This is a genomic window from Klebsiella sp. G-Nf4 (assembly GCF_002810615.1).
Classification (GTDB): Bacteria; Pseudomonadota; Gammaproteobacteria; order Enterobacterales; family Enterobacteriaceae; genus Klebsiella; species Klebsiella variicola.
In genome coordinates, this window is the sequence record NZ_PION01000013.1 from 1 (window position 1) to 22194 (window position 22194).

The window sequence follows — 22194 nt, forward strand, 5'->3', positions numbered from 1 at the left end:
TGATCAACATCGTGACCATCTTCCTCGGGCTGTCGGTGGGGGCCAAGCTGGTGGCGGACAAGTTCCTGCAGCCGCAGACGCTGGGCATTCTGCTGCTGGGGGTGATCGCCTTCTGCGTGGGGACCGCCGCCGGGGTGCTGATGGCGAAGCTGCTGAACAGGTTCAGTAAGAACCCGATCAACCCGCTGATCGGCTCGGCGGGGGTGTCGGCAGTGCCGATGGCGGCGCGGGTGTCGAACAAGGTGGGTCTGGAGGCAGACGGGCAGAACTTCCTGCTGATGCACGCCATGGGCCCGAACGTGGCCGGGGTGATCGGCTCGGCGATCGCCGCCGGGGTGATGCTCAAGTACGTGCTGGCGATGTAGGCCGGCATCCTTCCCGGAGGTGTGGCTGTCGCCCCGCCTCCGGGCTGATTTGATACCCACACCTGGCATGACGGGGCCGGGCACATGTCTGAAATTTTCTGTTCTGTGCTCCACCTGTCGGCGCCGGGGGCGCAAAACGGGGAGAATAACAATTTAATGTCTATCTACCCAATGTACACCCGAAAAATCACCCACTGGTTTGCCAGGCGATCGTTTCAGAATCGCATCTTCCTGCTGATCTTATTCACCTCGACGATCGTCATGCTGGCGATGTCATGGTATCTGACAGACATTACCGAGGAGCGTCTGCATTATCAGGTCGGGCAACGGGCGCTGATTCAGGCGATGCAGATTTCGGCGATGCCGGAGCTGGTGGAGGCGGTACAGAAACGCGATCTCGCCAGAATCAAAGCCCTTATCGACCCCATGCGTTCGTTCTCCGACGCCACCTACATCACCGTCGGTGATGCCAGCGGCCAGCGCCTCTATCACGTCAATCCTGATGAAATCGGCAAATCGATGGAAGGCGGCGATAGCGATGAGGCGTTGATAAACGCCAAAAGCTACGTGTCAGTGCGCAAAGGCTCGCTGGGATCCTCGTTGCGCGGTAAATCGCCGATTCAGGACGAGACCGGCAAGGTGATCGGCATTGTGTCGGTAGGCTATACCATCGAGCAACTGGAGAACTGGCTCAGCCTGCAGATAAGCTCGCTGCTGATCCCGATGGCCATCATGTTACTGCTCCTGCTCTATTGCGCCCGCCGCTTCTCACTGCATATCAAAAAGCAGATGCTCAATATGGAACCCCAACAGCTGTCACAGCTGTTGATCCAGCAAAGCGTGTTGTTTGAATCGGTATTCGAAGGGCTTATCGCCATCGACTCCGGTTATAAAATCACTGCAATTAATCAGACTGCCCGCCGCCTGCTCAATTTGAGCCAACCGGAAACCACGCTTATCGGCAAAGGGATCAACAGCGTTATCTCGCAGGAGGTCTTTTTCTACGATGCGCCACAGGCCAATAAAAAAGACGAAATCGTCACCTTCAATCAGATCAAAGTGATCGCCAGCCGGATGGCGGTGATCTTAAACAATGAGCCACAGGGTTGGGTGATCAGCTTTCGCAGCAAAGACGATATCAACACCCTTAGCCTGCAGCTCAGCCAGGTGCAACAGTACGCCGATAACCTGCGCGCCGTGCAGCATGAGCATCGCAATCTGATCTCCACTATCGCTGGCCTGCTGTTTCTTAAACGCTACGATCATGCGCTGGACCTGATCCAACAGCAGTCGGAAAGTCACCAGAAGGTGATCGATTTTATCGCGCGGAATTTCCAGGATAACCATCTGGCCGGACTGTTGATCGGCAAGTATTACCGGGCCAAAGAGCTCGGTCTGGAGCTGGTTTTCGATCCGGCCTGCTTCGTTGACAGATTACCCACCGCCCTTTCTCACAATGAATGGATCTCGATCGTGGGGAATCTGCTTGATAACGCCTACAATGCCAGCCTGCGTCAGCCGCAGGGGTCAAGGCAGATAGAATGCCTGATCAACAGCGACGGTCACGAAGTGATCATTGAGATCGCCGACCAGGGATGCGGCATTGACGAGGCGCTGCGCGACAGGATCTTCGAGCGCGGCGTTACCAGCAGTACCAGCAAAGACCATGGTATCGGACTCTGGCTGGTACGCAGCTATGTGGAACAGGCAGGCGGCAGCATTGTCGTCGAAAATAATATTCCTTTTGGCTCCATCTTTACGCTTTATATCCCCCTGACCCGAGATGAACATCATGGATAGCATCACTACTCTTATCGTTGAAGACGAACCTATGCTGGCGGAGATCCTGGTGGATAACATTAAACAGTTTCCCCAGTTCGACGTCATTGGCATTGCGGATAAGCTTGAGAGCGCCAGGAAACAGCTCAGGCTGTATCAACCGCAGCTGATCCTGCTGGATAATTTTTTACCCGACGGCAAAGGTATCGATCTGATCCGCCATGCTGTCAGTACGCATTACAAGGGACGGATTATCTTTATTACCGCAGATAATCACATGGATACCATCAGCGAAGCGCTGCGTCTTGGGGTGTTCGATTACCTGATTAAGCCGGTGCACTATCAGCGCCTGCAGCACACGCTGGAGCGCTTTGCCCGCTATCGTAGCTCGCTCCGCTCCAGCGAACAGGCCAGCCAGATCCATGTCGACGCGCTGTTTAATATTCAGGCCCGGGAACAAACGGAACCCGCCAGCGTACCGCTGCGCGGGATCGATGAAAGCACCTTTCAGCGCGTGCTCCAGCTGTTTGCCGATCCGTCGGTGGTACATACCGCCGACTCGCTGGCCCGTATCCTCGGCAGCAGCAAAACCACCGCCCGCCGTTATCTGGAGCAAGGCGTAAAGAACGACTTTCTGGAAGCGGAAATCAGCTACGGCAAGGTTGGCCGACCTGAGCGCATCTATCACGGTAAGCAGACCCATCCTGAGCAGAGATAAAACGCTTACGCCAGGGTATAGCTGACCACCAGTTGCCCCTTCTTCATTTTAATCTGGCTGACGACGACGTCGCCCAGCTCCGCCAGACGGGCGACGTGGGTGCCACCGCAGGGATAAGCGGGCATTTCGCCAAATCCCACCTGGCGTAGGCCATCAGCGAACGTCACCTGACGCGGTAAGTCCTGCGCCTGCCAGGCCTTCACCGGCGTCAACAGCGCGCTGGCGTCCGGCAGCGCGGCATTGTTCCTGCTGGTGAAGGTTATCCGCCCTTCGCCGGGCCAGTGGTGCGCTTTCACCGGTTGCCAGCCAAGCTGTTCGCCCGCCAGGCCAAGCAGGTGGCCGGCAGAATGCAGACGGGCATGCAGCTGTCTCGCGGAGGCATCAATTTTCATCTCCACGTCACCGAGGGGAAGCGGTTGCGACAGGATATGCAGCACGCTGTCGCCGCGCACAATAACCGTCTCAACCACCTGCCCGGCGATCCAGCCGCGGTCTGCCGGTTGACCGCCTCCTTGCGGGTGAAACAACGTCCGATCCAGTTCGATGGCGTAACGGCCATCCGCTTCTGCAGTGCAGGCGATGATCTGGGCGCGCCCGTCGGTAGCATCGCTGGTGTAATAAACTCGTTCAGTCATGGTGATTCTCCTCTCTGTCCGACCAGTATATTGATAATATCGACAGCGATAATCCCACCACCCGCCAATGCACTTTTGCTCCAGGAGCACAAATGAATCTGAACCTCCTGCCGGACCTCGCCCTCTTCGTCCAGATAGTCGACCAGGGCAGCTTTTCCGCCGTCGCCCGCCAGAGCGGCCTGACGCCCTCCGCCGTGAGCCGCAGCGTGTCGCGACTGGAGCGGGAGATGGGCAGCAAGCTGCTGCATCGAACCACCCGCAAACTGCGACTGAGCAATGCCGGGGAAACGGTGTATCAGCATGCCCAGCAGATGCTGGAAGCGGCGCGGCAGGCGATAGATTCCGCCAGCAGTCGCCAAACGGTCGCTCAGGGAAAGCTGACGCTCAGCGTACCGAAAGCCGTCGGCCGCTTTGTGATCCACCCGCTGATGATGGCGTTTTTCCACCGCTACCCGCAGGTTGACGTCTGCCTGCGGCTGGAAGATCGCCCTCTGGATTTTATCGATGACGGTATTGATTTGGCGCTGCGCATCACCGATACCCCTTCCCCTGGTCTGCATGGCAAACCGCTGATGCCAATCAGGCACGTTATCTGCGCCACTGAGGCGTATTTACAACGGCACGGTATGCCGCACACGCCGCAGGATCTGCGCGCGCATAGCTGCATCAGCCTTGGCGAAACGCCCGCCGATGCGCGCTGGAAGTTCCGCCGGGAAGGGAAAAGCGAAACAGTGCAAACCTACGGGCGGTACGCCGCCAACCATACCGCCGTACGCCTCGACGCGGTTAAGCAGCATCTGGGCATTGGCAGTCTGCCGCTGTTCACCGCCCGTGAGGCGCTGGCAAAGGGCGATATCGTGCAGGTGCTGCCCGAGTGGGAATTCATCAGCAGCTACTCCGGCGACCTGTGGCTGCTGTGGGCGGGAGATAAACATATGCCCGCCAGGATGCGGGCGATGATTGATTATCTCAGCGAGACGGTGCCGGCGCTGAACGCAGGCAGCACAGAGCCAGCGAAATAATTGCAAACCACGGAATGATAACCCCCAGCACAAACCAGATCCCGGAGCGGCCGATATCATGCATCCGCCGGCAGCCAACAGCCAGCAGGGGGATCGCCATCAACAGCAGCCAGAGCGCGGCAAAGGGAATGACAACAAAGCTGAGGATACCGTAGTGAGGGTCAACAAGGGTGGCCAGACTCCAGGCGGCCACTGGCGCGGTGGCGATCAGTACATTGATGAGAAAAAACGTCCAGAACTGCTGCCGGCTGGCGCGGCCGCTAAAATTAAAGGTCTCTTTCCAGCCGCTCAAATACGCCTGTCCACAGGTCATTGCTTCTTTCCTTGAAAATCGAGTGATTTATCACGGCGCCAGGGCAATCACCTCCGCTGCCCAGCGCTGAAACCCTTCCACGTCGATATCGAGCGCCACCTGGGCGTTCGCCGGCTGACCCAGTCGTCCTTCGATATCCACCACCGTGGTGCCCGCGGTCCAGGTCCCCTGCGTCTCCACCGCCACAAAGCACGGCTGGAGAGTGAACAGTTCCGGGCGGACCAGCCACGCAATAGCGCAGAGATCGTGCATTCGCAAACCACTGCTCATGCTGCCGCTGCGATAGTGGCTAAACAGAGCATGAAGCATTTTACCGGTCTGGTTCAGCGTCGGTAGCGTCGCCAGGTAATCTGCCGCCAGCAGCGCCCGGTTGGTGACGTCCAGCCCGCACATCACAATCTCCAGCCCGCTGTGGAATACTTTCGCAGCGGCTTCCGGGTCGATAGCGATATTGAATTCCGCATTCGGCGTGAAATTGCCCCGCCCCGCGGAACCGCCCATGATCACCAGTCGGCGAATATTGAACACACATTCCGGATACTGGGTCAGCAGCAGCGCAATATTAGTCAGCGGACCAATCGCCACCAGGGTGATCGGCTCGGCAGCGTGCATCAGCGCATCGCGGATCGCCTGGAAGGCCGGCTTCGCCAGCGGTTGACGTTGATGCTCAACAAAGTCATACCCCTCCATGCCGGATTCGCCGTGCACCGAGGCGGCGTCGCGTAACGGACGTACCAGCGGCATCGACGCTCCCTGCGCCAGCGGCACATCGGCATTCCAGAAGTGCAGCAGCTGCAGCGCGTTACGAGTCGTCTTCTCCACCGAGACATTGCCCGCCACGGTGGTCATCAGTTGCAGGTCCAGCTCGGGCGCGAACAGCGCCGCGGCAATGGCGGCAGCATCGTCGATGCCCGGGTCAGTATCAAGAATGATCGGTAAGCGCATGGTTTCTCCCTAAAAAAAATGCCAGACGTTAAGTCTGGCATCTTCTCATACTGCTGGAGGAAAGAACTTACTCTACTTCACGGACATCCACACGCAGCTCTTTCGGCACTTCAAAGACGATATTCTCTTCCCGGCCTTCCAGTGGCACGGCTTCGCCGCCGCCCAGCTCCTGCAGGCGGGTAATGACGTTCTGCACCAGAATATCCGGCGCCGATGCGCCCGCTGTCACGCCGACGCAGGCCGCATCCTTGACCCACGCTTCCTGAATATCAGAGGCGTCGTCAATCAGGTAAGCCGCTTTGCCCATTCGCTGCGCCAGCTCGGCGAGGCGGTTAGAGTTTGAGGAGTTTTTCGACCCGACCACCAGCACCACGTCAGCCTGCTCCGCCAGCGCGCGCACGGCTTCCTGGCGATTGGTGGTGGCATAGCAAATGTCATCTTTGCGCGGACCGACGATTTTCGGAAAACGCGCGCGCAGGGCGTCAATAACGTCAGACGTATCGTCGACGGAGAGCGTGGTCTGGGTCATAAACGACAGCCGGGCGTCATTTTTGACTTCCAGCGTCAACACGTCTTCCGGCGACTCGACCAGGTACATGCCCCCTTCCGGGTTATTATACTGCCCCATAGTGCCTTCGACTTCCGGGTGGCCGGCGTGGCCAATCAGAATCGACTCTTCGCCGCGGCGGCTGGCGCGGGCGACTTCCATATGGACTTTCGTCACCAGCGGACAGGTGGCATCGAACACCGTCAGGTCGCGGCTCTTCGCTTCGTTGCGTACCGCCTGCGAAACGCCATGGGCGGAGAAAATCAGGATCGCGCCGTCCGGCACTTCGCTGATCTGTTCGATAAAAATGGCGCCGCGCTTGCGCAGGCTATCCACGACATAGCGGTTGTGCACCACTTCATGGCGAACATAAATCGGTGCGCCATACAGCGTCAGCGCGTTTTCTACAATGCTGATAGCGCGGTCAACGCCAGCGCAAAAACCGCGCGGGTTAGCCAACAGGATCTGCATGTTACTCCTCCAGCGCCGGATCGATCTCCAGCACTTCAATATCAAAATGAACGGTGCGCCCGGCCAGCGGATGGTTGAAGTCGACGGTGATGGAATCGCCGTTGACTTCGCGGATCACGCCAGGCATTTCGCTGCCATCCATTGCGGTAAAGAGCATAATCGCGCCGATTTCCGGCTCGCCAGCGTCGATAAACTCACGGCGAGAGAAATACTGAATCAGGTCCGGGCTCGTTACGCCGAAGGCGGCGTCAGGCTCCAGCGAAAAGGCTTTTTTATCCCCCTCTTTCAGACCGAGAAGCTGTTGCTCCAGCCCTTCAGACAGAGAGGTGTCGCCGAGGCGAAACAACGCCGGTTTGCCGTTGCTGCGCGTGGACTCGGCGGTGGAGCCGTCGTCCAGTTTCAGTGTGAAGTGCACCAGTACCGCGCTGTTGCTCTGTACGGATTTAGACATGCAAATTGCTCGCTTGTTTTAGGTCACCGGTTGCCCGGTGGCGCTATGCTAACCGGGCCGACGGGCGGCCACAAATTCTGTAGGCCGGGTAAGCTTAGCGCCACCCGGCATTGACATTTACGCCTGCTCTTTCGCGGCCGGTTTCGGCAAGAAACCTTCCAGCACAATCAGCGCTGCGCCGATGCAGATCGCACTATCGGCGAGGTTGAAGGTGGCGAAATGCCAGTCGCCGACGTAGAAGTCGATCATATCGACCACGAAGCCGTGCCACAGGCGATCGAACAAGTTACCCAGCGCACCACCGATAATCAGGGCATAGGCAATATTGTTCAGCTTTTGCGTCGCCTTCGAACGGTACATCAGTACCGTCAGTACCACACAAATGCCGAGCGCGATCCCGGAAAAGAACCAGCGCTGCCAGCCGCCGCTGTCGGCGAGGAAACTAAACGCCGCGCCATAGTTGCGGGCATAATGCAGATTAAGCGACGGGAACAGCGGAACCGTCTCCCCCAGAGCGAAGTTCTGGAGGATCAGGAATTTGCTACCCAGATCGATAATCAGCACGGCTACGACGACCCACAGCCAGCGTAGCCCCGTTGAACAGATCGATTTACTCATCAGGCGAATTTACGTTGCTCGCCGTCACCGGCGACGTTACTGACACAGCGACCGCAGATTTCTGCGTGTTCCGCTACCTTGCCGACGTCGCTGGTGTAATGCCAGCAGCGTGGACACTTCTCGCCCTCGGCTTTGCTCAGGACCACTTTCAGCCCTTTCAGCAGATCGCTCTGCCAGGCATCAGCCGGCGCCTGGGCATAATCGGCAACGTTGGCGCCGGAGGTCAACAGGACAAATCGTAATTCATCGCCCAGCGCGTTGAGCTTGGCCGCCAGGTCGGCATCGGCATACAGCGTGACCGCTGCTTCCAGAGAGCCGCCGACTTTCTTATCCGCACGCGCCTGCTCGATCACCTTGTTGACTTCGCCGCGCACCTTCAGCAGCTCATCCCAGAAACCGTCGTTCATCGCTTCGTCGTCGGCCAGGCCGAACAGACCTTCATACCACTCGCCGGTGAAGACATATTTCTCACGATCGCCCGGCAGGTAGCCCCAGATTTCGTCCGCGGTGAAGGACATGATCGGCGCCATCCAGCGCACCAGCGCTTCCACGATGTGGAACAACGCGGTCTGGCAGCTGCGACGCGCCACGCTGTCCGCTTTCGCGGTGTACTGGCGGTCTTTGATGATGTCGAGGTAGAACGAGCCCATCTCGATGGAGCAGAAGCGCATCAGGCGCTGTACCACTTCATGGAAGTCGTAGGATTCGTAGGCTTTCAGGATATCTTCCTGTGCCGCCTGCGCGCAGCCGACCGCCCAGCGGTCCAGCACCACCATCTCTTCCGGTTTAACCATGTCTTTCGCTGGATCGAAACCGTTCAGGTTCGCCAGCAGGAAGCGGGCGGTGTTACGGATACGACGATAGCTGTCCGCGGCGCGTTTGAGGATCTCATCGGAGACCGCCATTTCGCCGGTGTAGTCGGTGGAGGCCACCCACAGACGCAGGATATCGGCGCCCAGCTTGTTCATCACGTCCTGCGGGCTAACGGTGTTACCGATAGACTTGGACATTTTGCGGCCCTGACCATCGACGGTGAAGCCGTGGGTCAGTACCTGGCGGTATGGCGCTTTGCCTTTCATCGCCGTGGAAATCATCAGCGAGGACATAAACCAGCCGCGATGCTGGTCGGAGCCTTCCAGATACATATCGGCGGCGTGACCAGCGAATTCCGGACGCACGTCAACCACGGAAGAGTGGGTCGACCCGGAGTCAAACCAGACGTCGAGGGTATCCGGCACTTTCTCGTAGCTGTCGGCGTCATCGCCAAGGATGTCGCGGGAATCGAGATCCCACCACGCCTGGATGCCGTCAACCTCAACGCGTTTTGCCACTTCTTCCATCAGTTCGAGGGTACGCGGGTGCAGTTCGTGGGTTTCTTTGTGCACGAACAGCGACATCGGCACGCCCCAGGTACGCTGACGGGAGATACACCAGTCAGGGCGGTTGGCCACCATCGATTCGATACGCGCCTGGCCCCAGTCCGGGATCCACTGCACGCCTTTGATCTCTTTCAGTGACTGCGCGCGCAGGCCTTTCTGATCCATGCTGACGAACCACTGCGGGGTGGCGCGGAAGATGATCGGCGATTTGTGTCGCCAGCAGCACGGATAGCTGTGCTGCATTTTCTCCACGTGCAGCAGCGCGCCGCTGTCACGCAGCATCTCAACGATGATGTCGTTGGCTTTGAAGACGTTGATGCCATCCAGAGACGGATAGGTACCAGGCAGGTAAGCACCGTCCGGGCCAACCGGGTTGGCGATTTCCAGACCGTATTTCTGGCTGATGGTGTAGTCGTCCGGACCGTGGCCGCCGGCGGTATGCACCGCACCGGTACCCGCGTCCAGCGTCACGTGGTCGCCAAGGATCGCCGGCACGTCGAAATCGAGGAACGGATGCTTAAAGCGCATCAGTTCAAGCTCGGCCCCTTGTACCGCCGCCAGGATGGTGTAATCCGCCACGCCAAGGCGCTTCATCACGCTCTCAACCAGGTCTTTCGCCAGGATCAGCGCCTGACCGTCAACCTGCACCAGCGCGTAGTCGAATTCCGGCGACAGAGAGATGGCGCGGTTAGCCGGCAGGGTCCACGGCGTGGTGGTCCAGATAACCAGGGAAACCGGGCCGTTGACGTCGGCTACGCCGAATTTCGCCAGTACCGCGGCTTTGTCTACCGCGTGGAACGCCACGTCGATAGACGGAGAGGTTTTGTCGTAATACTCCACTTCCGCTTCCGCCAGCGCGGAACGGCAGTCAACGCACCAGTGCACCGGCTTAGCGCCTTTATGCAGATGACCGTTGCCGATGATTTTACCCAGCGCACGGATGATGTTGGCTTCGGTTTTGAAGTCCATGGTCAGGTACGGACGCGACCAGTCGCCCAGCACGCCCAGGCGGATAAAGTCTTTACGCTGACCGTCGATCTGCTCAGCGGCGTATTCACGGCACTTGGCGCGGAATTCAGCGGCGGTGAATTTCTCACCCGGCTTACCGTATTGCTGCTCGACTTTCAGTTCGATCGGCAGACCGTGACAGTCCCAGCCCGGAACGTACGGCGAGTCATAGCCCGTCAGTCCTTTGGACTTAACGATAATGTCTTTCAGAATCTTGTTAACCGAGTGACCAATATGAATGCTGCCATTCGCATAAGGAGGGCCATCATGCAGAATGAAGGTTTTTTTGCCTTTTTTGGCTGCACGAATGATGCCGTACAGGTCATCATCGGTCCAACGCGCCAGCATTCCCGGTTCGCGTTTGGCGAGGTCGCCACGCATAGGGAACCCTGTTTCCGGCAAATTCAGGGTCGATTTATAGTCACTCATCAGATTCTCGGTTCCGTATTTCGGTTTGATAAACACCAGTGGCTCAGGCCAGCCTGGTGAGCCCAAATAATTCGCGGGCCGTTAACTCATCACGTGCGATTTGCGCCTTCAGCTCGTCCAGCGACGCAAACCGCTGCTCATTACGTATTTTTTTACGCAGTACTACATTGATATGGCGACCGTAGAGGTCCATTACAACGTCCAACAAATGTACTTCAAGCTGCTGACGCACCCCCGATACCGTTGGACGGGTGCCAATATTGGCGACGCCCACTATCGGTTTGTCGCCCAGCCCTGTTACTTCTACCGCATAGACCCCTTTAACCGGGGAAACCTGACGACGCAGCGGTAAGTTCGCCGTCGGAAAACCTATGGTACGGCCCAGTTCATCACCATGAACGACGCGTCCGGAGATGCTAAACGGATGGCCCAGCAGCGTCTCCGCCAGCAGGAGATCGTCATCGGCCAGCGCCTGGCGCACCGCCGTACTGCTGATACGCACCCCACCCTCGCAGAAGGTCTGGGTGCTGGTCACATCGAAGCCGTATTCCGCTCCGGCCTTTTGCAATAACAAGAAATCCCCCTGGCGACCAGCGCCAAAGCGGAAATCATCACCGACGGCAAGGAACTGCACACCCAGGCGGCGCACCAGCAGTTCACTGATAAAATCCTGCGCAGTCAGCGCGGCGAAACGGCGGTCAAACCGCACGCACAGCACATAGTCGACCCCGCTTTCTGCCAGATAGCTCAGCTTCTCACGCAGTCGGGTCAAGCGCGCCGGGGCTTTATCGGCGGCAAATAGCTCCAGCGGCTGGGGTTCGAAAATCATCACCACCACCGGTAGACCGCGCTGGCGGCCCTCTTCGCGCAACCGCTGCAACAGCGCCTGATGCCCACGATGCACGCCGTCAAAATTGCCAATGGTCAGCACGCACCCGTGCGGCGCCTGACTGAGATTATGTATGCCGCGTATCAGCTTCATGTCTGGCTCAAAACAGTGAAAATCGTCCGAGTATACCTTGTACAACTGTCAACGTTAACCAACGATTGCGCCTCGGCAAAGAAAGTTCTCAGGAATTCATTCACTCAGCGAGAGAAAGCCGGAAAACTGCCCCTGCCCGGCGATTTTTATGGTGGAAAAGCTGTATTCGCCTGCAACAAGCTGGTAGAATCTTGCGCCATCACTACGTAATGAAGCGCTGTGGTGTTAAACGGCGCTTATTTGCACAAATCCATTGACAAAAGAAGGCTAAACGGGCATATTCCTCGGCCTTTGAATTGTCCATATAGAACACATTTGGGAGTTGGACCTTGGCTAATATCAAATCAGCTAAGAAGCGCGCCGTTCAGTCTGAAAAGGCTCGCAAGCACAACGCAAGCCGTCGCTCTATGATGCGTACTTTCATCAAGAAAGTATACGCAGCGATCGAAGCTGGCGACAAAGCTACTGCACTGAAAGCATTTAACGAAATGCAACCAATCGTGGACCGTCAGGCTGCTAAAGGTCTGATCCACAAAAACAAAGCTGCGCGTCATAAAGCAAACCTGACTGCACAGATCAACAAACTGGCTTAATCGCCTGCTTGCTGAACTTTGTTAAAGAAACCCGCGAAAGCGGGTTTTTTTATGCCTGTCATCTTCCCCGGTAGCGCGCACTGGCGCGACCCGAGCCACGCCAGCCCACGCCTGCAGGCTATCGGGGTTCGGTAAACAGTGACGAATAATCGCGATTACAAATGCGCTGTACCGCCGGATGCTGAATCATTCGTTCGGCAAAGATGGCGTGATACTCCTCCATCACGCTATCCATGCGGCCAATCTCGATAATCGATTCATCGTGGTAGAAATCATGCGCGTAGAGCGTCGGCGCGACAAATATCGCATTATGTGCGGCACCGAAGGCTTTCATGAGCGCCGCATCGTCAAACTCACCGAGGATCTCCACCTTCAGGCCCTGTACGTTAATCCAGTTCAGCAGTTTACGTCCCAGCATCGAACGCCGACCAGGGATCAGCAGCCGTCGCTCTTCCAGACAGGCCGGAAACGGCTTCGTCGGCGCCGGATTCATGCACCAGAAGCTGACGCTGCACTCGCCAATCTTCACCGAAAATAGCCCTTCCTGCTGCGTCGAGTCGATCGGACAGTCAGAGATAATCATATCGAGCTTATGCTGGCTCAGTTGCTCCAGCAGCAGTTCATGGGTGGATTCAAAACAGCGCAGATGGATCTGCTCACTCTCGACGACGGCGGCATCCAGCACGCCGCTGACCAGCCGCTTGGATAAGGCATCAGCGACGCCAACATCAAACAGCAAATTCGACTCTTTGCGGTAGTTGACGATGTCGAGCATCTCCTGGCTGAGGGTAAACATGCGGTCGGCATAGCGGAAGACCAGTTCGCCCAGTTCGCTCGGCTCCAGTCCCCTTCCTTTTCGCTTAAACAACTTACCCTGCAGGCGCTCCTCCAGGGCTTTGATCTGCCCGGTAATCGTCTGCGGCGTCAGAAACAGCGCCTCCGCCGCGCCAACGACGGATCCTTCTTTATACACGTGCCAGAAGTAGTACAGATGGTTGTAGTTGATATGTGACATGCTTCTCTCCCTGATAATGTCCAGGAGAGCCACGCAGGCTCTCCTGCAGAAAGGTTATACCGCGAGGCGAGTATCCGTCACGCGCTGACGCAGTATGAGGTATCCGACGACCGCTGATAGCACTGAGCCGATCAGGATGCCAAGCTTGGCCCAGTTGATCAACGCGGGGTCGACGCTGCCAAAGGCCAGGGTGGCAATGAAAATCGACATCGTAAAGCCAATCCCACACAGAATACCCACCGCCATGATCTGCTTGCAGGTGGTCCCCTCCGGCAGCGATGCCCACTTCAGCTTCAGCGCCAGCCAGCAGAACAGGCTGATCCCCAGCGGCTTGCCGATAAACAGCCCAGCCATGATGCCCAGCGGCAGAAGTGACGTCAGTCCGGCAAGGGTGACCCCCTGCAGCGAAACCCCAGCGTTAGCGAAGGCGAACAGCGGCAGGATCATAAACGCGACCCACGGGTGCAGAACATGCTCAAGCGCTTTGGCTGGTGACTTGCCATGCTTTTCCTCGAGCGGGATCATAAAGCCGACGATCACCCCGGCAAGGGTCGCATGAACGCCAGACTTCAGCACCGCCGTCCACAGCACCGCGCCAACCAGAATATAGATCCCGGTACGCCGCACGCCACTGAGGTTCAGGGCCACCAGCACCGCGATCGCCGCCGCCGCCACGCCCAGCGAGAGCATGGACAGGTCGTGGGTATAAAACAGCGCGATAATCACGATAGCCCCGAGGTCATCAATAATCGCCAGCGCCATCAGGAAAATCTTCAGCGCCGTCGGTACCCGGCTCCCTAACAGCGCCAGCACACCGAGGGCAAAGGCAATATCCGTCGCCGCCGGGATCGCCCACCCCTCTCTGGCGACAGGATCCTGAGCGTTAAAAGCCAGATAGACCAGCGCTGGCACAACCATCCCGCCGAGGGCGGCAATCACCGGAAACACCGCCTGACGGCGGCTTGCCAGCGAGCCCTGAATCAGCTCACGTTTGACCTCCAGGCCAATCAGTAAAAAGAACACCGCCATCAGGGCATCATTGATCCATAACAGCATGTTCTTATTGATCTCCAGCGCCCCTACACGCAGCTGGACTGGCGTATCAAGGAAGGAGTGATACAGACCGCTGGTCACGCTGGTATTGGCCATCACCATCGCCAGCACGGCGGCAATGATTAAGACAATGCCGCCGGAAGCATCGCTACTAAAGAATCGTTGCAGATGTTTCACTTTTACTTTCATCCTGTTGGTGAATAACTCGATAAAAGCATAATACACACACTGATAATTCGAAAAAATCAGATTTAAATTGCTTTAACATTCGTTTTTTACGAATAAAAGAGGAGGCATAAGGCAAAAAAAACCCGGGCAGCAAGGCCCGGGCCGGATATCAGTAAAAGCGCAATTAGCGGGTCAGGTCGTCGAAGAATTTCTTCACACCGTCAAAGAAGCTTTTCGAACGCGGGCTGTTGTTTTCCCCGGTCGGACCGCCGAAGCTCTCCTGCAGCTCTTTCAGCAGCTGCTTCTGCTTCTCGTTCAGCCCTACCGGCGTCTCCACCACCACGCGGCACAGCAGATCGCCCTGGGCGCCGCCGCGAACGGATTTTACGCCTTTGCCACGCATGCGGAACAGCTTGCCGGTCTGGGTTTCACCCGGCACTTTCAGGCTAACGCGGCCATCGAGCGTCGGCACTTCAATCTCACCACCCAGCGCCGCCATCGTGAAGTTGATCGGGACTTCGCAGTACAGGTTATTGCCTTCACGCTCAAAGATAGCGTGCTGCTTCACCTGGACCTGAACGTACAGATCCCCTGCCGGGGCGCCATGCTCACCGGCTTCGCCTTCGCCCGCCAGACGGATCCGATCGCCGGTATCCACACCTGCCGGAATTTTAACCGACAGGGTTTTCGTTTTCTCTACGCGCCCGTGGCCATGGCATTTGTTGCATGGATCTTTAATCAGCGTACCGCGTCCCTGACAGTGCGGGCAGGTCTGCTGTACCGCAAAGAAGCCCTGACGCATCTGCACCTGGCCTGCGCCATGACAGGTCGGACAGGTCTGCGGCTTGCTGCCGGCCTTGGCGCCGCTGCCGTGACAGACGTCGCACTCTTCCAGCGTTGGAATACGGATCTCTTTGGTGACGCCACGCACCGCTTCTTCCAGCGTCAGCTCCATGTTGTAACGGAGATCGGCGCCGCGCGCCGCGCGCTGACGGCCACGTCCGCCGCCAAAGATATCGCCGAAGACATCACCAAAGATATCGCTGAAATCCGCACCGCCGCCAAAACCGCCGCCGCCGCCCATGCCGCCCTGCTCAAAGGCCGCATGGCCATACTGATCGTAGGCCGCACGCTTCTGGGCATCAGTCAGGATTTCATACGCTTCTTTGATTTCTTTAAACTTTGCTTCGGCCTCTTTATCACCCTGATTGCGGTCCGGGTGATACTTCATGGCCAGGCGCTTGTAAGCCTTTTTGATTTCACGCTCTTCCGCTGTTTTGGAGACGCCTAAAATCTCGTAGTAATCTTGCTTTGCCATCGGTGTTTTTCAGCCCCTTAACATGCGTGCACGGGCGGAGAGGAAACCTCTTCGCCCGTGCCAGTGTTTTACCCGTTCAAAGGGCGATTATTTTTTATCTTTCACTTCTTCGAACTCAGCGTCGACAACATCGTCGTCTTTCGCGTTGCTCGCCTGAGCGTCAGCGGAACCCGCCTGCTGCTGAGCGTGCTGCTGCTGAGCAATTTCCATCAGCTTCTGAGAAGCCTGCGCCAGCGCCTGCATTTTCGCTTCGATGTCCGCTTTGTCTTCGCCTTTCAGGGAAGTTTCCAGCGCAGTCAGCGCAGACTCGATAGCCGTTTTGTCATCAGCCGGCAGTTTGTCGCCTGCTTCTTCAACCTGCTTGCGAGTGCTGTGCAGCAGATGGTCGCCCTGGTTACGGGTCTGTACCAGCTCTTCGAACTTACGGTCAGATTCGGCGTTAGCTTCTGCTTCGCGAACCATTTTCTGAATTTCTTCTTCATTCAGACCGGAAGACGCCTTGATGGTGATCTTCTGCTCTTTACCGCTGTTTTTGTCTTTCGCGGAAACGTGCAGGATACCGTCAGCATCGATGTCGAAGGTGACTTCGATCTGCGGCATACCGCGCGGCGCCGGGTTAATACCATCCAGGTTGAACTGACCCAGTGATTTGTTATCAGACGCGCGTTTACGCTCACCCTGCAGCACATGGATGGTTACCGCAGACTGGTTGTCTTCTGCGGTAGAGAACACCTGGCTGTGCTTGGTCGGGATAGTGGTGTTTTTGTTGATAAGCGCTGTCATCACGCCGCCCATGGTTTCGATACCCAGCGACAGCGGGGTAACGTCCAGCAGCAGAACGTCTTTAACTTCACCCGTCAGTACACCACCCTGAACCGCTGCGCCGATCGCCACAGCTTCATCCGGGTTAACGTCTTTACGCGGCTCTTTACCGAAGAACTCAGCCACTTTCTTCTGCACCATCGGCATACGAGTCTGACCACCAACGAGGATAACGTCGTTGATATCGGAAACGGACAGACCGGCATCCTGCAGGGCCACTTTCAGCGGTTCGATGGAACGGTTAACCAGATCTTCTACCAGGCTTTCCAGTTTCGCGCGAGTCACTTTGATGTTCATGTGTTTCGGACCGGTCGCATCTGCAGTGATATACGGCAGGTTAACGTCGGTCTGCTGAGCAGAAGACAGTTCGATCTTCGCTTTCTCAGCGGCTTCTTTCAGGCGCTGCATGGCCAGCGGGTCGTTACGCAGGTCAATGCCCTGATCTTTCTTGAACTCATCAACGAGGTAGTTGATCAGACGCGTATCGAAGTCTTCACCGCCCAGGTGGGTATCACCATTGGTCGCCAGTACTTCGAAGGTTTTTTCGCCGTCAACTTCGTCGATTTCGATAATAGAGATATCGAAAGTACCACCGCCGAGGTCGTATACCGCGATAGTGCGGTTACCGACTTCTTTATCCAGACCGTAAGCCAGCGCAGCCGCGGTCGGTTCGTTGATGATACGTTTGACTTCCAGACCGGCGATACGGCCGGCATCTTTGGTTGCCTGACGCTGCGCATCGTTGAAGTAAGCCGGTACGGTGATAACCGCTTCAGTTACCGGTTCACCCAGGTAATCTTCAGCCGTTTTCTTCATTTTTTTCAGCACTTCAGCAGAGATCTGCGGCGGTGCAGTTTTGGTGCCTTTCACATCCAGCCATGCGTCGCCATTGTCTGCGGCAACAATTTTGTATGGCATGATAGAAACGTCACGCTGAACTTCTTCGTCCTGGAAGCGGCGGCCAATCAGGCGTTTAATCGCAAACAGGGTGTTTTGCGGGTTTGTCACTGCCTGACGTTTAGCCGGCTGACCAACCAGAGTTTCACCATCCTGGGTATAGGCAATGATAGAAGGCGTGGTGCGATCGCCTTCGGCGTTCTCCAGCACGCGTGCAGTAGTGCCATCCATAATCGCTACACAAGAGTTGGTAGTACCCAGGTCGATACCAATAATTTTACCCATCTAAACGTCTCCACTAAAAATTCGATCAACATGTGGTTGTGAACCTGTAATAAGGGCGAAACGTGCGGTTTCAACTGCCCAGACATCATTTTTTTTCAGGTTCTTCACTGCGGTTGACTACAAGATGGGGTCGCCCACCCCGGCATCAAGGGGCAAGCCTAAAAATTTTTTGCACCGGGCCCCGACTTGAGTCGTGAAAAGCGTCCCGATCGACATTGTCAGGCGCCAAAAGAGGCAGCGAAATGCATATATAAATGATGAATGTAAAAACAAAATATATTCATAATATCATTGACATAACCCGCAATACTTGCGCGCTAATGGCCCCACGCCCCTGGTGATAATATCCCTCGCCGTCGCACTTTACTTATTCAGGGGACATATTGATGAAACCACTATTCCGGATTTCCGCGGGGCTTATCCTCGGCTTATCGTTTATCACCTCGGCGGCCGCCAACGACCATAAAATCCTCGGTGTGGTAGCCATGCCGCGCAATGAAACCAACGACCTGACGCTGAAACTCCCGGTCTGTCGGGTCGTCAAACGCATTCAGCTCAGCGCCGAACGCGGCGATGTACAGCTCTCCGGGGCGACGGTCTACTTTAAGGCCAGCCGCGGCGCCAGCCATACGCTGAACGTCCCCGCCGGGATAAAAGAGGGCAGCACCTCCGGCTGGATCAACATCAATAGCGATAACGACAGCAAACGCTGTGTGAAGAAAATCGCCTTCTCCGGCCACACGGTCCACTCCTCAGATATGGCCTCATTAAAAATTATCGGCGACGACTAACCTCGTTATCCTGAGGAGGGATGATTTATGCATATTAACTATCTGGCAGATGACGATCTGGCCTTTCTTCCTGAGTGCAGCGAGGCGCATCTGGAAGCTTTTACCCGTATTCTGACCCACGGCGAAAACGGCAAACCCCGCCTCTCCAGCACGCTGCTGCGCAACGAGACCTTTTTAGCAATGGAGGGCCACCCTGAACGCTATCGCCGCAACTGGCAGCTGATTGCCGGAGAGCTACAGCATTTTGGCGGCGACAGCATCGCCAACACCCTACGCCGCCACGGCAAATTTTATCGCGCGATCCTGCTGGATGTGTGTAAACGGCTGAAGGCGAAGGTCGACAAACAGATGACGACGCCGCAGATCGAACAGCAGTTACTGGAACATTTCCTGCAGCACAGCTGGAATAAGCTGGATGCGGAGCAAAAGGCACAATTTCTTGCCGCGGTGGATTGCCGGAGCCATGAGCTGGAAAATCTGTTGCCCCATCTGCTGAGGCACCGCAAGCTAAGCGAAGGGGTCGCCCTGTTGCTGGACGAGCGCTTAACCGCCATTCTGCGCACCCATGCCGCCGTAAGCGTTATTGGTCATGGTCTGGTGCGCGGCGCCGGGCTGGGCGGGCCGCTCGGCGCCGCGCTGAACAGCGTCAAAGCGGTGAGCGGCAGCGCTTACCGGGTCACCATCCCTGCGGTCCTGCATATTGCCTGTTTACGGCAAATGATCCAGCCGCCGTCGGGCGCAACAGAAATTGGTGAAAAATACCCCGCCAGATCATAGACAGCCCTTCAGCGCCTCATTATTATGCCGCGCCCCGCCGCCAAGTCGCGGGGTAATGCTTCCCTTTTAATGATAATTTTGAGGAATTATGGGCAACACTAAGTTGGCTAATCCGGCACCGCTGGGCCTTATGGGCTTCGGCATGACCACTATTCTGCTTAACCTGGCGAATAGCGGCCTGTTCGCATTCGATGTAGCTATCCTGGCGATGGGCATTTTTTACGGCGGCATTGCGCAAATTTTTGCCGGCCTGCTTGAATACAAGAAAGGCAACACCTTTGGCTTAACCGCTTTTACCTCCTACGGCAGCTTCTGGCTGACGCTGGTGGCTATCCTCCTGATGCCGAAAATGGGTCTTGCGGAAGCGCCGAACGCGCACTTCCTCGGCATGTACCTCGGCCTGTGGGGGGTCTTTACCCTGTTTATGTTCTTTGGCACCCTGAAAGCAGCCCGCATGCTGCAGTTTGTCTTCCTGAGCCTGACCGTGTTGTTCGCGCTGCTGGCGATTGGTCATCTGGTGGATAACGAAGGCATTGTGAAAGTCGCTGGCTGGGTCGGCCTGGTTTGTGGCGCCAGCGCTATTTACCTGGCGATGGGTGAAGTGCTGAACGAGCAGTTCGGCCGCACCGTGCTGCCGATCGGCGAACCACGTTAATCGTCCGCCGCCGTCCTGTCACAGGGCGGCGGCAGGTCATCATCGGTAGACCAGACTCAACGCTGCAGTTCCCCTTCCGGCAATCCCGCCGACGCCGTCAGCCCCTGACGCAGCCAGATACCTAATCCTAACCCCATCAGCGAGAGGGCCAGCACATACCAGGCTGGCGCCATCGGCGACACGCCCATCAGCATGGTGACCGCAATCGGCGTCAGGCCGCCAAAGATCGCGTACGACAGGTTGTAGGAAAATGAGATGCCGGTGAAGCGCACTTCAGCCGGGAAGGCCCGCACCATGACATAAGGCACCGCCCCTACCACGCCGACGCAGAGCCCCACCGTGCCGTAGAGCAGAAACAGCCGCTGCGGGCTGGCGCCGGAAAGGTGGTAAAATGCCCAGCTGGCAACCGCCAGCAGCAGGCTGCCGACGATGAAAGTCCGGCTGGCGCCAAAGCGGTCCGCCGCCAGCCCGGCGAGCAGACAGCCGATGCACAACATAATCGTGGCGATGCTATTAGCCTGCAGGGTAATCGCCGGCGCAAAGCCATAGTGTTTCTGCAACCAGACCGGCGACATCAGGATCACCACCACCACGCCCGCCGACAGCAGCCAGGTCAGCAGCATAGAGACCACCACCGCCTTCTGGTGCTTGAGCGCCACCGCTTTTACCGGCAGCTCCTGCGCCAGCGCTTTACGCTGCTGCATCTCAAGAAAAATCGGCGTCTCCTGCAGCCAGCGACGCAGATACATCGCAATCAGACCAAATACACCGCCCAGCAGAAAGGGGATCCGCCAGCCGCCGTCGTGGATCCCCTGCGGCGTCAGGCTGGTGTTGATAAGCGTCGCCACCACCGACCCCAACAGAATGCCAACCGTCAGGCCGGCCGTCAGCGTACCGCAGGCGATACCAATGCGTTTTTCCGGGACATGCTCAGCGACAAACACCCAGGCGCCAGGAACCTCGCCGCCGATTGCCGCCCCCTGCAGAATACGCATCAGCAGCAACAGCAACGGCGCAGCAATGCCCACCGAGCTATAGGTCGGCAGCAGGCCAATCGCCAGGGTCGGCAACGCCATCAGCAGGATGCTGAGGGTGAACATTTTCTTGCGTCCCACCAGATCGCCAAAGTGGGCCATGATGATCCCTCCCAGCGGGCGCGCCAGATAACCAGCGGCGAAAATGCCAAAGGTCTGCACCTGGCGCAGCCATTCCGGAATATCAGCGGGGAAGAAGAGTTCGCCGACGACGGCGGCGAAGAAAACGAAGATGATAAAGTCATAAAACTCCAGCGCGCCGCCAAGGGCGGCCAGCGTCAGCGTTTTATAATCCTGGCGGTTGAGCGGTCGGTTTGCATATGACATAACGCGATTTCATCCTGAGGTGTGCAGCGTGTTTTATAGCGTGTAAAGTAAACAGCACTATATCGTAAATAAAACGGCACACCATCAGCGATGCAGGTTATGTCACAAATGCATCAAATTCAGGATAAAGTTTCGCGCCTGGCGCTCTTAGGACGAAATGCTTCTACCACACGGCCATCAGTTTCGACATAAGGGCCCTCGAGCAACTGTACACAATAAGGTACACTTGCAAAAATACCGTGCACCAGAACCTTGCCGTCAGCATCTTTTACCCCTTCGAGGGTTTCCTGAATCGCTTTCGGTTGTCCGGGAAGGTTAAGGATCAGCGCCTGCTTGCGGATCACCCCGACCTGCCGGGAAAGGATAGCCGTCGGCACAAAGTGTAGGCTAACCTGGCGCATTTGCTCGCCGAAGCCCGGCATCTCGCGATCGGCAATCGCCAGCGTTGCGTCAGGCGTCACATCGCGACGCGCAGGGCCGGTTCCGCCGGTGGTCAGCACCAGATGGCACCCCATCTCGTCAACCAGTTCGCACAGCGTTTGCTCAATGATCACCTGCTCATCCGGAATCAGGCGGGTTTGCAGTTCGAAAGGGGTGGTGAGGGCACGCGCCAGCCACTCTTCCAGTGCCGGGATGCCTTTATCCTGATAGACGCCGCTGGAGGCGCGATCGGAGATGGAAACTAAGCCGATTCGTAAGGTATTCATGGTTATTCCGTTCAAACTGTGGCGTTAAACGAAATGATACACTGCCGGAGACGGGACAGACAGTGTAATGTGGCCGACGGGCGTCGGCCA

Annotated in this window: 22 protein-coding genes; 8 read left to right on the forward strand and 14 right to left on the reverse strand. The window is 57.1% G+C overall.

All coding sequences use genetic code 11. The features are described 5' to 3' along the window. The 3 genes from CWM57_RS22385 to CWM57_RS22395 all read left to right on the forward strand — a co-directional run. Window positions 1-365 (forward strand): sodium ion-translocating decarboxylase subunit beta (locus CWM57_RS22385; RefSeq protein WP_072269019.1); only part of this gene is annotated, 365 nt, incomplete at its 5' end. Window positions 366-536: 171 nt separating this feature from the next. After that, window positions 537-2165, forward strand: coding sequence for a sensor histidine kinase (locus CWM57_RS22390; RefSeq protein ID WP_100676446.1), 1629 nt, complete (start codon window positions 537-539; stop codon window positions 2163-2165). Beyond that, on the forward strand, window positions 2158-2862 hold the full coding sequence (locus CWM57_RS22395; protein ID WP_100676405.1) for a response regulator: 705 nt from the start codon (window positions 2158-2160) through the stop codon (window positions 2860-2862). The genes CWM57_RS22390 and CWM57_RS22395 overlap by 8 nt, the downstream gene beginning before the upstream one ends. Before the next feature lie 5 nt (window positions 2863-2867). Here CWM57_RS22395 and CWM57_RS22400 read toward each other — a convergent pair whose 3' ends face one another. Continuing rightward, window positions 2868-3497, reverse strand: coding sequence for a hypothetical protein (locus CWM57_RS22400; RefSeq protein WP_100676406.1), 630 nt, complete (start codon window positions 3495-3497; stop codon window positions 2868-2870). Window positions 3498-3589: 92 nt separating this feature from the next. Between CWM57_RS22400 and CWM57_RS22405 the strand changes: the two genes are divergently transcribed. After that, on the forward strand, window positions 3590-4519 hold the full coding sequence (locus tag CWM57_RS22405) for a LysR family transcriptional regulator (protein ID WP_074387102.1): 930 nt from the start codon (window positions 3590-3592) through the stop codon (window positions 4517-4519). On the opposite strand, the gene CWM57_RS22410 is transcribed toward CWM57_RS22405, so the two are convergent. The 7 genes from CWM57_RS22410 to ribF form a co-directional block, all read right to left on the reverse strand. Further along, window positions 4467-4832: a DUF805 domain-containing protein gene (locus CWM57_RS22410; RefSeq protein WP_100676407.1), complete on the reverse strand. Its 366-nt coding sequence runs from the start codon at window positions 4830-4832 to the stop codon at window positions 4467-4469. The genes CWM57_RS22405 and CWM57_RS22410 overlap by 53 nt on opposite strands. A 30-nt stretch (window positions 4833-4862) precedes the next feature. Further along, complete coding sequence (gene rihC, locus CWM57_RS22415; protein WP_100676408.1) at window positions 4863-5777, reverse strand: ribonucleoside hydrolase RihC; 915 nt, start codon at window positions 5775-5777, stop codon at window positions 4863-4865. Window positions 5778-5844: 67 nt separating this feature from the next. Beyond that, entirely contained in the window at window positions 5845-6795 is a 951-nt protein-coding gene (gene ispH / locus CWM57_RS22420) for a 4-hydroxy-3-methylbut-2-enyl diphosphate reductase (RefSeq protein WP_074387103.1), read from the reverse strand. Between the two features lies 1 nt (window position 6796). Beyond that, window positions 6797-7246 (reverse strand): FKBP-type peptidyl-prolyl cis-trans isomerase, encoded by a 450-nt coding sequence (fkpB, locus tag CWM57_RS22425; RefSeq protein WP_100676409.1) that lies wholly within the window; start codon window positions 7244-7246, stop codon window positions 6797-6799. Window positions 7247-7363: 117 nt separating this feature from the next. Then, on the reverse strand, window positions 7364-7864 hold the full coding sequence (lspA, locus tag CWM57_RS22430; RefSeq protein ID WP_061155820.1) for a signal peptidase II: 501 nt from the start codon (window positions 7862-7864) through the stop codon (window positions 7364-7366). Continuing rightward, window positions 7864-10680: an isoleucine--tRNA ligase gene (gene ileS / locus CWM57_RS22435; RefSeq protein WP_100676447.1), complete on the reverse strand. Its 2817-nt coding sequence runs from the start codon at window positions 10678-10680 to the stop codon at window positions 7864-7866. The genes lspA and ileS overlap by 1 nt, the downstream gene beginning before the upstream one ends. Before the next feature lie 43 nt (window positions 10681-10723). Continuing rightward, complete coding sequence (gene ribF / locus CWM57_RS22440) at window positions 10724-11662, reverse strand: bifunctional riboflavin kinase/FAD synthetase (RefSeq protein ID WP_100676410.1); 939 nt, start codon at window positions 11660-11662, stop codon at window positions 10724-10726. A gap of 329 nt (window positions 11663-11991) precedes the next feature. Here ribF and rpsT point away from each other — a divergent pair, with 329 nt between their 5' ends. Further along, a complete protein-coding gene (gene rpsT, locus CWM57_RS22455) occupies window positions 11992-12255 on the forward strand; it encodes a 30S ribosomal protein S20 (protein WP_003018940.1) in 264 nt (87 codons plus the stop codon). A 118-nt stretch (window positions 12256-12373) separates the two neighbouring features. Here the strand turns inward: rpsT and nhaR are convergent, their stop codons facing one another. From nhaR to dnaK, 4 genes are all read right to left on the reverse strand, one after another. Continuing rightward, on the reverse strand, window positions 12374-13270 hold the full coding sequence (nhaR, locus tag CWM57_RS22460; protein WP_061155822.1) for a transcriptional activator NhaR: 897 nt from the start codon (window positions 13268-13270) through the stop codon (window positions 12374-12376). Window positions 13271-13324: 54 nt separating this feature from the next. Next, complete coding sequence (gene nhaA, locus CWM57_RS22465) at window positions 13325-14500, reverse strand: Na+/H+ antiporter NhaA (protein WP_074387124.1); 1176 nt, start codon at window positions 14498-14500, stop codon at window positions 13325-13327. Window positions 14501-14675: 175 nt separating this feature from the next. Further along, a complete protein-coding gene (gene dnaJ, locus CWM57_RS22470) occupies window positions 14676-15809 on the reverse strand; it encodes a molecular chaperone DnaJ (RefSeq protein ID WP_008807497.1) in 1134 nt (377 codons plus the stop codon). Between the two features lie 87 nt (window positions 15810-15896). Next, window positions 15897-17813 carry a molecular chaperone DnaK gene (gene dnaK / locus CWM57_RS22475; RefSeq protein WP_100631972.1) on the reverse strand — a complete coding sequence of 639 codons (1917 nt, stop codon included), beginning with the start codon at window positions 17811-17813 and terminating at the stop codon, window positions 15897-15899. A gap of 386 nt (window positions 17814-18199) precedes the next feature. On the opposite strand from dnaK, the gene CWM57_RS22480 reads away from it, so the two are divergent. From CWM57_RS22480 to satP, 3 genes are all read left to right on the forward strand, one after another. Further along, window positions 18200-18604 (forward strand): DUF2541 family protein, encoded by a 405-nt coding sequence (locus CWM57_RS22480; protein ID WP_008807499.1) that lies wholly within the window; start codon window positions 18200-18202, stop codon window positions 18602-18604. 27 nt (window positions 18605-18631) lie between these two features. Continuing rightward, the gene (gene msyB / locus CWM57_RS22485) at window positions 18632-19381 is read left to right on the forward strand and encodes an acidic protein MsyB (protein WP_008807500.1); all 750 of its coding nucleotides are present in this window, start codon (window positions 18632-18634) and stop codon (window positions 19379-19381) included. An 88-nt stretch (window positions 19382-19469) separates the two neighbouring features. Then, entirely contained in the window at window positions 19470-20036 is a 567-nt protein-coding gene (satP, locus tag CWM57_RS22490; RefSeq protein WP_012542907.1) for an acetate uptake transporter, read from the forward strand. A 56-nt stretch (window positions 20037-20092) separates the two neighbouring features. On the opposite strand, the gene CWM57_RS22495 is transcribed toward satP, so the two are convergent. Both CWM57_RS22495 and mog read right to left on the reverse strand, forming a co-directional pair. Next, window positions 20093-21397, reverse strand: a complete 1305-nt coding sequence (locus CWM57_RS22495) for an MFS transporter (RefSeq protein ID WP_061155826.1) — start codon at window positions 21395-21397, stop codon at window positions 20093-20095. A gap of 119 nt (window positions 21398-21516) precedes the next feature. Further along, a complete protein-coding gene (gene mog / locus CWM57_RS22500) occupies window positions 21517-22104 on the reverse strand; it encodes a molybdopterin adenylyltransferase (RefSeq protein ID WP_008807503.1) in 588 nt (195 codons plus the stop codon). Between the last annotated feature and the right edge of the window lie 90 nt (window positions 22105-22194).